The 11430-nt window shown below is 71.6% G+C and carries 9 protein-coding genes and 2 pseudogenes; 2 read left to right on the forward strand and 9 right to left on the reverse strand.

The features are described 5' to 3' along the window. A pseudogene (locus tag ABT085_RS36845) lies at window positions 1-406 on the reverse strand (ATP/GTP-binding protein); the annotation flags it as partial. A 221-nt stretch (window positions 407-627) separates the two neighbouring features. Here ABT085_RS36845 and ABT085_RS36850 point away from each other — a divergent pair. Both ABT085_RS36850 and tnpB read left to right on the forward strand, forming a co-directional pair. Then, entirely contained in the window at window positions 628-1227 is a 600-nt protein-coding gene (locus ABT085_RS36850; RefSeq protein WP_351618351.1) for an IS607 family transposase, read from the forward strand. Then, window positions 1224-2681, forward strand: coding sequence for an IS607 family element RNA-guided endonuclease TnpB (tnpB, locus tag ABT085_RS36855; RefSeq protein ID WP_351618354.1), 1458 nt, complete (start codon window positions 1224-1226; stop codon window positions 2679-2681). The genes ABT085_RS36850 and tnpB overlap by 4 nt, the downstream gene beginning before the upstream one ends. Here tnpB and ABT085_RS36860 read toward each other — a convergent pair. The 8 genes and pseudogenes from ABT085_RS36860 to ABT085_RS36895 all read right to left on the reverse strand — a co-directional run. Beyond that, window positions 2654-3364: a hypothetical protein gene (locus ABT085_RS36860; RefSeq protein WP_351618357.1), complete on the reverse strand. Its 711-nt coding sequence runs from the start codon at window positions 3362-3364 to the stop codon at window positions 2654-2656. The two genes, tnpB and ABT085_RS36860, sit on opposite strands and share 28 nt — an antisense overlap. After that, window positions 3361-4467 carry a C40 family peptidase gene (locus ABT085_RS36865; protein ID WP_351618360.1) on the reverse strand — a complete coding sequence of 369 codons (1107 nt, stop codon included), beginning with the start codon at window positions 4465-4467 and terminating at the stop codon, window positions 3361-3363. Before ABT085_RS36865 ends, ABT085_RS36860 begins: the two co-directional genes overlap by 4 nt. Before the next feature lie 41 nt (window positions 4468-4508). After that, window positions 4509-7238, reverse strand: a complete 2730-nt coding sequence (locus tag ABT085_RS36870) for a hypothetical protein (RefSeq protein ID WP_351618362.1) — start codon at window positions 7236-7238, stop codon at window positions 4509-4511. 1 nt (window position 7239) lies between these two features. Beyond that, window positions 7240-7590 carry a hypothetical protein gene (locus ABT085_RS36875; RefSeq protein ID WP_351618365.1) on the reverse strand — a complete coding sequence of 117 codons (351 nt, stop codon included), beginning with the start codon at window positions 7588-7590 and terminating at the stop codon, window positions 7240-7242. Then, entirely contained in the window at window positions 7590-10274 is a 2685-nt protein-coding gene (locus ABT085_RS36880; RefSeq protein ID WP_351618368.1) for an ATP-binding protein, read from the reverse strand. Before ABT085_RS36880 ends, ABT085_RS36875 begins: the two co-directional genes overlap by 1 nt. Then, complete coding sequence (locus ABT085_RS36885; RefSeq protein ID WP_351618370.1) at window positions 10271-10849, reverse strand: hypothetical protein; 579 nt, start codon at window positions 10847-10849, stop codon at window positions 10271-10273. Before ABT085_RS36885 ends, ABT085_RS36880 begins: the two co-directional genes overlap by 4 nt. Beyond that, window positions 10846-11187 (reverse strand): hypothetical protein, encoded by a 342-nt coding sequence (locus ABT085_RS36890; protein WP_351618373.1) that lies wholly within the window; start codon window positions 11185-11187, stop codon window positions 10846-10848. The genes ABT085_RS36885 and ABT085_RS36890 overlap by 4 nt, the downstream gene beginning before the upstream one ends. Beyond that, window positions 11184-11430, reverse strand: a pseudogene (locus tag ABT085_RS36895) (conjugal transfer protein); the annotation flags it as partial. The gene ABT085_RS36890 and the pseudogene ABT085_RS36895, both read right to left, overlap by 4 nt.

Consider the following 11430-nt stretch of genomic DNA (forward strand, 5'->3'; position numbering starts at 1 on the left):
GGTCGCCGAGCTCGGCGCGCAGGTCGGACACGGCATCGACGAGCGGCTGCAGCGGGTCGGGGCTCAGCGGCACCTCGCGCAGCGGGGCCGTGGGTCTGCCGCGCAGGACGAACTCCGCGCGCACGGTGTGGGTGCGCGGCTTGTCGGTGATCGGCCGGGCCGTGTGCACGGTGACGTCGGGCCCGAACGGGGTGATGGACAAAAGGCGCTGGCCTCCTGCCGGGCCTTCGATGCGGTAGCGCAGCGGGCTGGAGCCGTCCACACGCAGCCGGATCTGCACCGCCTTCGACCTACGGGGCGCCCACCAGGGCATGCTCGTGGAGGCCCGGGCGAGCTGGACGCCGCGCCGGAAGATCTCCTCCAGGCTCGGTTCGAAGTGCCGATTGGGCACCAGTTCCAGGGCCATCCGCTCGGCCGAAGCCTTGGCCGCGAGCCGGCGCACCGCCGTCTCGGCGGCTGCCGTAGCGGCGGCTGTGGCCAGGGCGGGCAGGTACCAGTGGCCGGAGAGCCAGTCTGCGGCGTTGACAAGCGCGGAAAGCAGGCCGAATACCTGACTCGTATCCGTGACGCTGACGCTGTCTGTCACTTATAGTCACCTCTAATCGCACATCTCGATATCTTGGTCTTGTGAAGCTGTCGGAGTGGGCGCGTCAGCAGGGCGTGAGTTACCAGACCGCCTGGCGGTGGGTGAAGGACGGGAAGATGCCCGTTCCTGTCCGCCAGGCGCCGTCGGGCACGTGGTTGGTCGATGAAGCCACTGTCGAGCCGTCGGGCCGGGTGGTGGCGTACTGCCGCGTGTCCTCGGCCGACCAGAAGCCTGACCTGAAGCGGCAGACGGCCCGGGTGGTGGCTGGCGCGAACGGGCTGGGTCTGGCTGTCGCCGAGGTTGTGGCCGAAGTGGGGTCGGGGCTGGACGGGCGGCGGCGCAAGTTGCACCGGCTGCTGTCCGACCCGCAGGCGGCTGTGATTGTGGTGGAGCATCGTGACCGGCTGGCCCGGTTCGGCGTCGAGCACCTCGAAGCCGCGCTGTCGGCGTCCGGGCGGCGCCTGGTCGTCCTGGACTCCAGCGAGACCACCGACGACCTGGTGCGGGACATGACCGAGGTGCTGACGTCGATGTGCGCCTGTTTGTACGGGCGGGGGGCGGCGAAGGCCCGGGCCGCCCGCGCGGTGGCGGTGGCGACCGCCGAGGGTGAGGCTGCCGCCGAGGGTGAGGCTGCTGGGTGAAGAAGTTCCGGCCGCAGTCCGGGTTCGTGGTGCAGGCGTTCCGGTTCGCGCTGGATCCGAACGCCTCCCAGGAAGCTGCGCTGCGCTCGCACTGCGGTGCCGCCCGCGCGGCCTACAACTGGGCTGTCGGCTGGGTGACCGCCTCGTGGCGGCAGCGCCGCGCGGAGGAGTCCTACGGCATCGCCGAGGAGTTGCTGACACCGTGGCGGCCGTGGTCGCTGCCCGCCCTGCGCAAGGCGTTCAACGAGGCCAAGCACACTGATTTGAGGTTTTCCGCCTGGTGGGAGGAGAACTCCAAGGAGGCGTACAGCACCGGTCTGGCGAACGCGTCGGCCGCGTTCGACAACTACGCGAGGTCGAAGAACGGCAGGCGGCGCGGCCAACGTGTGGGCGCACCCCGGTTCAAGTCGAAGCGGAAGGCGCGCCTTGCCTGCCGTTTCACCACCGGCACGCTCCGTGTCGAGCGCGATGCCCGGCATGTCACGCTGCCGAGGCTGGGCACGATACGCACCCACGAACCCACGGCGAAGCTCCTGGCCCGTGTCCAGGCCGGGACGGCCCGCATCCTGTCCGCGACCGTGCGGCACGAACGCGGCCGCTGGTACGTCTCCTTCCAAGCCGAAGTCAAACGCGAGCTCGAACGCGTGACGCGCCCGGACGTGGCGGTCGGGATCGACCTCGGGATCAAGTCTCTCGCGGTGATGGCCGACAGCACCGGCGAGATCCGCACCATCGACAATTCGAGGCATCTGGACACGGCGCTGAAGCAGCTGCGCCGCGCGTCCCGCACGGTGTCCCGCCGCCGTGGCCCCGACCGCAGGACCGGCCAGCAGCCGTCGAAGCGGTGGGAGAAGGCCAACGCCCAGCGGAACAAGGTGTACCACCGGGTGGCGAACCTGCGCGCCGACGCCCTGCACAAGCTCACCACCGCCGTGGCAGCCGAGTACAGCACCGTCGTCGTCGAGGACCTCAACGTCACCGGCATGCTGAAGAACCGGCGCCTGGCCCGCCGCATCGCCGACGCCGGATTCGCCGAGATCGCCCGACAGCTCGCCTACAAGAGTCGCCAGCGCCACGGCACCCGCGTGATCGTGGCGAGCCGCTGGTATCCCTCCTCCAAGACCTGTTCCGGGTGCGGCGCGGTGAAAGCCAAGCTGCCGCTGCACGTCCGGACCTACCAGTGCGACGCCTGCCACCTGGTCATCGACCGGGACACCAACGCCGCACGCAACCTCGCCGCCCTCGCGGCAGCCTGCATGACTGGTACCGGAGTGGCCGGAGACCAGGACACCCCCGAGCGGGTGCCGAAGCCTCGCGGAGCCGACCAGAAGACCCGCACCACCACCCGCAGCCACGAGGCCACGGGTGGGCGGGCAGGTGGCGCAACCCTGCCGCACCAACGGCAGACAGAAGCGAGAGACCGTCCTCAAGCCGAGCCCCTGACGCTCTGGTGACGAGACGGACCTTCCGGGCCGAAATGCCAGGAATGCTGAGACCTGACTACGGACTCAGCAACGGTGCGGGTGAAGTGCCAGTCAGTGACGCGGAGATCGGTGAAGGTGCCGCCGCGGTCGGTGCCGGCCCACACCAGGTGCACGACCGCCGTGTCCGGGCTGGTGCCGCGGCGGGCGATGGCGGCCTGGATGCGGAAGCCGGCCGTGGCGAACGCCGGGGCTACTGCCTGACCTGTAGGGGGGAACACCTGCGGCCACGCCGTGCGCCCGACGCCCGTGGCGTCCGCACGCAGCAGCGCCCGTCCGGCCCCGAGCAGCACGCGCTCGTCGACGGCCGGCAGGTCGGCGGGCCAGGCGGCCTCAAGGTTGTGCTGGATGAACCGGTCCCCAGCCGCACCCTCGCCGTGCGGCGGCAGAGCGGACGGGGCGCCAGGCGGTGCCGATGAGGTGGGCGCAGCAGAGGAAGGAGTGCTCACGGCCGACGGGCCGGTGCCGGCGGCAGATACTGCGGCCGTTGACGGCGCATGGGTGGTCGTGTGCCCAGCTGTCCCCGATGCCGGCCCCGGCGTCGGGGCCGGGAACTCGTGACCGTGCAGTCCGCCCAGCAGCGCGATGGCGGCGACGGCGAGGATGACGGTGCTCGGCAACAGCAGGCGTGGCGAACGCGCCGGGGCAGCGGTCACAGCAGCCTCGCTCCGCCCGCATAACCCGGCATTGTGTTGACGGCGTCGAGGCGGACCATGGTGCCCGGGCGCGGCGCGTTGATCATCTGTCCGTTGCCGAGGTAGATGCCGACGTGGTGGATGGTGGCGTCGTGTCCGGGGGCGGTGGCGTAGAAGACGAGGTCGCCGGGCTTGAGCGCGCCGGTGCCGAGTCCTGCCGGGATACGCCGGCCGGTACCGGCCTGGGCGGCCGCGGTGCGCGGCAGTGTGATGCCCGCCCGCGCGTAGGCGTACAGCGTCAGCCCGGAGCAGTCGAAGCCCTTGATGTTCGCGCCGCTCTTGCCACTGGGGGAGCAGCAGATCCCGTACGACTTGCCGCTCGCGTTGCCGCCGCCCCACGCGTAGGGCACCCCGCGCTGGGAGAGCGCCGCCTCGATGACGGTGCGGACCTTTCCCGGCACGTGGCTCAGGTCCGGGTTTTTGGCGGCTGCGGTGTACTGGTCGATCCAGCCCAGTACGTTGGCGACGTACGCGTTGGAGTGGTTGTACTGCCAGATCGCGGCCTTCAGCTGGGCGCGCTTGGCCAGATCACGGCCGCCTGCGCACAGGTAGACCGCGGCGCCGAGGGCTGCGTCGTCGGCGTTGTGCGGGTCGGCGGTCTTGTCGCCGTTTGCGTCCTTGCCGATCGATTCCCAGGTGGAGGGCAGGAACTGGAAGGGGCCGACAGCTCGCTCACCTTGAGAGGTGCCGTCCCACTTGCCGTGGTCGGTGTCGGGGACGGCGGTGGTGTTGCCGCCCTGGCCGGAGCCGTTGAGGAGCACCCCGTAGATCTTCGGTCGGATGTCGCCGCCTGCGGCGATGGTGCGGCCCACCGCGTGGTTGGACTCGACTTTCGCGATCCCGGCCAGGACCGGCCAGCGCATGCCCCGGCAGGTCGGCACATATGTTCCGACCTGCCCGGCGGCCTTCTTGTAGGCGGTCAGCATCCGGGCGGGGATGTCCGCGGCGCTGCCGCCGTCGGCGATCCCGCCGTCATCCTGCCGGCCCGTCTTCAGCGCGGCATACACGCTGATCGCGTTGCCTATCGGTGCAGCGCAGCATACGGCAGCGAACAGCAACAGCATCACCACACACCCCCACCGCGCCATCCGGCGCCGGGACGGTCTCACCCGTCCTCACCGTCCTCCGGCTGGCGGGCCCGCTCCTGGCGCCGACGCTCGGCGTCGGACGCGGTACGCCGCATCAGCTCCTGGAAGCGGGCGCGGGCTTCGTCGCGGGTGCTGCTGCGCGCGCCGCCTCCGCCGGGGAAGACCGGCCCGGACCGGTCCGGTGCCGGGCGCTGGGGCGTACTGCCTCCCGGCCGGGTCGGGGACGCCGGCGGGGCGGGCGGCTGGGTGGCGGCCCCGGCAGCGGGGCGCGGTGTGGCCGACCGTTGACGGCCCGGCGAACCGGAGTCGGCCGACCTTGGCACCGCTGCCGCACGGGCTGGCAGGCGGCGGTTGGCGAAGGGACCCGTCCCCCCTCTGTCGTCTGTGTTCTCGCGCAGCACACGGGCGATGTGCCGGCCGGTGTCACTCCAAGCGCGACCGTCTTCACGCCAGGTGTTGCCCCACACCCGCACCTGCTGACGGGCGTCATCGGAGTAGCGCGAGCCGCCCGTGCGGGCCCGGCGGACGCCTGCCGGCAGACCGACCGTCGCCCCGTACGCGGCCCGGCCCCCGCGATGCAGGATGCGGTAGCCACGAAAGCGGATCAGCCGGTTGTGGGCGCGCGTCGACAGCAGCGTGCGGTCGGTGTTCTGGTCGTGCAGCACCTGGCCGGTGCCCCGGTCGATGACCTGGCCGTCGTCGTTGCGGTAGCGGTCGGGCGGCCCGCCAGGTCGGCGCGGCCCTCCGCCGGCGCCATTGCCGCCGTCGCCGCCTGGGCCGCCGCCCGGGCCGCCCGCGCCAAGGTCGCCGTCGGCGGTGGGCTTGCGCCACTTGGCCAATTGCTCCTTGTCCGGACGCCGGCCGATGAGCAGCCAGTGCGCGCCCTTGGCGCCGAGCCGTGCGCCCAGCCCGCCCACGGCCGCCGCTGCGGTGAGCGGGGCGAGCCCCCGTCTGGCTTCGGCCGTGGCATCGGCGAGAACTTTGCCGGTGTCCACCGGCATGCCCGTGCCGTCGGACAGCGAGGTGAGCGCGCCCATCAGCCGCTGCCGGGTGCCGAGCATCCCGAACCTGCCCCCACCCCCGCCGGTGAAGGCGCGCAACCCGCCGCCGTATCCGCCCAGCGCGGCAGGGGAGTTCATCGCGAGCGCGGCGCCGAGCTCGGAGGTGTCGCCGGGCATATGAGTGCCGCCCACCTTGGCGTAGCGCATCCGCATGGCCATGCGACGGCCGAAGGAGGTGATACCGGTCAGGAGTCTGCGATGTCCGGCCGCTGCGGCGATGGCGAGGACGTCGATGAGGAGGATCCGCTCGACCATCAGGTCGGGGCCGTTGGTGATGGTCGCGTCGATCGCGATCCCGAAAGCAGGGATGAACGCGCAGATGGCGACCACAGCCAGGACTGCGATCCCCCACAGGGACAGCCACTTCCACACGCTCTGCCGCGGGGGTCCCGGCAGCATGGCGGCGATGAAGGTGACGCCGCCGGCGGCCGCCGCGCCCGCGCAGATGCCCTGGGTACCGAGGAGAACGATGGCGCTGGACAGCAGCATGCCGCAGATGAACAGGGCGGCGATGAGGAGCAGGAAGGCTCCACCGAGCCGCCACCAGGTGGGCTTTGCGGCGTAGGCGGCGCACGACGTGCCGACCGGGCCGGCTTTCTTCATGTCCTCGAGGAAGGCGTAGAACTCGCGGTCCTCGTCGGTGACGATCGCGTTGGAGGAATCCAGCAGTTCGCCGCCGGGGGTGAGCTCCGGCAGGCCGCCTGCGCCGTCGCTGTCGGGCACCCCCTCGATGAACCCGCGCTCGCAGTACTTCTTCGCCGCGCCGCGGATTTTGCTGCAGACGTCCTTTCCCTTGTCGGAGACCTTGGCGCCCACCTTGTATCCGCCGGTGATCCACTTCAGGTGGACGGCGTAAGCCTTGCGGTCGGCAGGCTTCGCGGGATCGAGGACGCGCCCGTACTGCAGCAGCATGTACGGCTTGACGATCAGGGCGTTGGTGATCGAGTCCTGGATGGGTCGGGCCACCTCTGCCGCGGAGAGGGGTCCTTCGCCTTCCCGCTCCTCGCACTTGATCTCGGCGTTCCCGGCCATGCCGGCGCACGGGTCGTAGCTGGCGAGCTTGCCGCCCCAGTCGTAGGAGTTGACGCTCTGCTGGGCGACCTCGGCGGCCACCTGCTGGGACTGCCCCAGCGGTCCGCTCTGCGAGAGCAGCGTGTCGGGGCGGATCAGAGCCGAGGCGGCGATCGCCCCGATGAGCAGGGTCAGGAAGATTTCGCCCAGACCGCGGCCCACCCGCCCGCGCACGATCATGAACCCGGCGAAAACAAACGCCCAGGCCAGCAGCAGACCCTTCAATCCCAGGGTGTCGATCACCACGTGGTCGTAGGTGTCTGCGGCCTTCTGCGCCGGGCGGGTGAGGATCTTGAGCAGCGGGAACCGGAAGGCCACCTCGATGGCCCACCCCGCCAGCCCGACCAGCAGCCGGATCAGTGTGAACACCCCGGACAGGGCGAAGGCCAGGGCCTGCGACTTGAAGGCGACGATGGACCCGCCGTCGGCGTTCAGGTCGTACCCGTCGATCGGGACACCCTCGGACGAGTAGATGTTCAGCGGGGCGAGGAGGTCGCCGGTTTCGCTGTTGCTGCCGGCCGCGTAGACGACCTGGCTGTTCACCAGAAGGAACACGCCGGTGAGCAGCACCACGAAGCCGGCCGAACGCAGTCTCGCGCGGTCTGGACGCAGCACGTCAGCGCCGCCTTTGCCCGGCAGCGGACCGCAGCCGCCACACCACCAGGGCCGCCACACCCGCCCCGGCGGGCACCAGCCTCCACGCAGCACCGGCCCCGTCCTGCTGACCGGCAGCGGTCCTGGCCCCGCGCTCGCAGTAGGCCTTGGCCGGGCCGGCGATCGTTGCGCAGGGATCGTGGTGCGCGGGGCGGGCCTCGGTGGCGAACGCCTGCCCGGTGTGAGGCCACCACGCTTCCGGCAGGCACGCCCCGAGAGCGAGTATGACCGCGCCGGCGACAACGGCGATCACGGTGAGGATGCTTACGGCCGCGGCGATACGCCCAGAACGGTCCCCGGAGGAAGTGGGCATCAGAGGTGCTCCTTCGGACGGGCACCCATGGCCTCACCGGCAGCGGGTGCGGAGCGCGGTGGGGCGCTCGTGCGGCGTCCTGGCGTGGTGGTGATGGAGGCGGTGATGCGCTGGATGCGGGGGATGGAGACCTTGATGCGGCCGGTGTTCTGCCGCGGGCAGGTCAGCAGGAACTCGCCCTCCCGGCCCTTGTGGCCGACGGGGGACAGACCGGTGGTCACCAGCCGCAGCAGCGCGCTGTCGCCCGGGTCGAGGCCGACGAACTCAAGGCCTCGGCGGGCGCGTTCGCGGTCGGCGGTACGGGCCAGTGCCCGGTAGGCCATCAGGCCGCGGTCGGGGCCGAGTTCTGCAGCGTCGTGCGAGCCCGCCAGGAGCCCTGCGCCGTGCTTGCGGCCGTCGTGGAGGATCTCGTGGACCAGCGCGGTGCCCTCGGCGGACGAGGTGAGCCAGTACAGCTCGTCCAGGACCACGGCGGTGAACCGTGCGGGGTCCTCGAAGGCGGTCTGCCGGGCGAGCGCTGCGATCAGGTAGAGCACCGCCCGGCCGATCAGCGCCTCGAGCGGCTGCTGGTGCAGGACCTCGGGCTTGTCGAACGCGGCCTTCGGGGGCAGCTTCAGACCCGTGGTGGTGATGACGATCATGTCGCAGGCGCTGGAGGCGTCCAGCCGCACCGGCGGCAGCGTCGGGTCGAACACCATCCGGGCCAGGGAGTTGGTGGCGACGACGCGGATGAGGCCGGCGAGCGTGGCGGCCGCGTCCTGCCGTTTGCCCGCCTCGCGTGTGGCCATCTCGTCGAGGACCTCAAGGACGCGGTGCATGGAGGGGGCGTCGCTGAGGGCGGCCTGCTCGACGGCGTGGTGGAGGACCTCGCCGCTGGTACTCATCGGGCCGATGCCGAGCTGCAGGGTGAGGTAGGACAAGGCGTAGTGCCGTCCCTCGGGCCCGTCGAACATCCGCAGCGGGTCGATGGACACCTCGGCCTGCGCGGCGTCGATGATCTGGACGCGGCCCTTGGCGGCGGTGCGCGCGAAGGTCGCCCACTCGCGGACGGGGGTGCGGTCGATGCAGATCGCGCAGCCGCCCCGCGCCCACACCGCCTCCGCGATCAGCTTCTGCAGGACGCTCTTGCCCGCGCCCAGATCCCCGACGATTCCCATGGACGCCGATGCGTCGACCTTGGGCGCATCCGCCACGTTGATCATGACGGGGCGGGTGGTACCGCAGTCCAGGTCGATTCCGAGGAACATGCCGTTGGGGTCGCCGACCTCCGCAGCGGTGAAGGCCCCGCCCAGCGCCCAGTCTTCGGAGACTTGGTGCTGGGTGAACTCCCGCACGATTCCCGGCCGTACGGTGCCGGGCAGGCCGAGGGTGAAGAGGGCCTCCTGCAGTCCGGCCGGGCGCACGGCGCGGTAGTCGGCGCCGCCGAGCAGCGCGGCCAGGGCGCGGGCTCTCGCGTCGCAGATCGCGGCGGTCGGCCCCCACACTGTCAGCACCGTCACCGACTGCACCTCGACCTCCACGCTGGTGCGGGAGAGACGGGCATCGAGCTCGCCCAGGTCGCGGGCGGCCTCGGTGAGCGAGGCGGGCATGCCGGTGGGGCGGGCGTCGTACTGGTCGGCCTGGTCGATGAGTTCGTTCTTCTTGCGCCGCACCTGGTCGCGGGCCTTCTCCGCGGGCACGAGGGTGAGGTCGACGGTGTAGTCGACGGGGAAGTCCAGCAGCTCCAGCTGGGCGAACAGATCCGCGGCGTTCTCGCCCACGGCGGGCGGGCACTCGGCCAGCGCCAGCTGCGCCTGGTAGCCCACCCCGGCGTCCGTCTCGACCTGCAGCCAGCGCCGCCCCAGGGGAGAACCGGTGTTCAACCGCCACCAGGCTTTGCGGCCCGACCGCGTGAGATGCCCCGCACTCTTGAGCTCACGGGCGTCGTCGAGCTCGGCGTCGATACCGCCTTCCTGCAGGCGGACCTGGCCGAGGTCGGCGTAGCTGGGGGAGCGCAGCACGCCGTCCCGGAGCTGCCCGCCATACAGTTCGCTGCTCTCGGCCTCGGCGAGCAGCGGCTCCGCGAGGCCGCGGTGCAGGGCGTGCTGGATCAGCCACACGATCTCTGCCGGACGGGCGGGGCGGAAGGCGATGCCGCCGGCGAGGGCGGCCTCCATACGCGAGGCCTGCTCCCGGTACGCGGTCACCTCGCGCCGTGCCACTGGCGCCGGCCGCATGCCCAGCATCGGGGACAGCTCGGCCCACGCCGCGCCGAGCAAGGCCGACACCTGCAGGCCGGCGCTCTCGGCCTGCAGGGGCACGGCCAGCCACAGGGTGCGGCGGTGCATCTCCTGGTCGTCGAGCAGGTCCAGGGTGGCCTCGACGTTCTCCACCCACGAGTGCCGGCCCGTACCAGGTGCCTGCTCGGCCGGCTCGATGCCCTCGATCATCTTGAGGGCGATCTCGCCCGGGTCGACCTGCGCGCACAGACCGAACAACCGCGGTGCCCCGGACAGCGACCGCACCAAGTGGGTGATCTTGGCGAGCTGTTCGTCACGGACGGCAGCGGGAACGTACGTGCCCTGAACGGTCTCCTCCACCTGTCCCTGCGCGTCCGGGCCGGGGTGCAGGCGGTAGAGGGCCCACACGCTGCCGTGCGTCGACCACACCAGGTGCCCGGCGATGTGCCGGGTGGGAACCCTCACCACGCACCCCCCTGCTGGGCGAGCGCGAGCAGCTGCTGCACTCCGGAGACCGGCCCCGCGGGCATGACGGGAGCCGCTGGTGCCGTTTGGCGGCGCGCGGACGAGCGAGCGGTGGCGGGCCGCGCAACCGGCGCCCGCAGGGCACCGTGCCGAGCCGTAGAGAAGGGTGTCGTCGTCACCGCCGCGTCCGGCGTGGGAGCGGCCTCGATGGTGAAGCCGCCGAGCAGCGGTCGGGCAGCGCGGTCGCGGGCGGCCCGCCCGCCGATCCGCCCTCCCCTGGGCTGCCAGCCGAGCAGCACCCAGCCCAGCGCGGCCTGCATGGGCGCACGGCCCCGGATCTTCGGTCGGCGTACCGTCCAGATCGCCAGCAGCCACGCGACGATGGGGACCGGGCCCATCCACGACCACCAGCTGATGGTCTTGACCAGGAGGAAGCCGCCGCCGACGGCAACCGCGATCTGCGCGGGGGTGTAGGGGCCGAGAGGGATCTTCCAGTCGGCGACCTTGCCCAGCACCCAGGGGTGGCGTCGGGCGACGGTGTAGAAGCGGCCCACCCGCGCCGCAGACGCGGTCACAGCTGGCCTCCGGCGCCCGGCGAGTGGTCACGAGAGGACGGGAGTTCGGACTGGACGACGCCGGGGATGACGGGTGCGCCCTTCGCCGGGTTTTTCACCTCGTCCTCGAACATGTTCGCGAGGCTGTCGCGGGAGTCGTACAGCCCGAGCGCGATGATCATCAGCAGCAGGGCGCCGATCCCGGCCTTGAGGCTGAACTTTTGGATCATGATGACGACGACGAGGCAGACGAGACCGGCCTGCAGGCCCTTGGTCGCCCACTCCTTGAACATGTTGATCCAGGAGTCGCCGAGGTCGTTGAGCTGCCCGGCGAGCACCAGGCGGTGCACTGTGTTCACCGCGCACCGCCGTCCTGGACCGTGCCGGACTCCAGTGCGGCGACTTCCCACCGGCCCGAGCGGGCCTTGAGCGTGAGCTCGTACGCCAGCGGCCACCGGCCGTCGGCGTCCCGGGCCTCCACCGAGGCGAGGACACGCACCTTCGTGCCGTCGGCCGGCACCTGTCCGGCGGCCGCGGCTTCCTCGACGGCGGACACCTGCTGGACAAGGACCGCCGTGTACGGGGCGGGGACGACCGCCGAC

It is taken from the genome of Streptomyces sp. NPDC002265 (assembly GCF_040296125.1).
Classification (GTDB): domain Bacteria; phylum Actinomycetota; class Actinomycetes; order Streptomycetales; family Streptomycetaceae; genus Streptomyces.

Coding starts and splice junctions, on each gene's coding strand:
- ABT085_RS36865 (WP_351618360.1), bottom strand. CDS start 4,467: ATGCTGTTGCTGTTCGCTGCCGTATGCTGCGCTGCACCGATAGGCAAC.
- ABT085_RS36875 (WP_351618365.1), bottom strand. CDS start 7,590: ATGCCCACTTCCTCCGGGGACCGTTCTGGGCGTATCGCCGCGGCCGTA.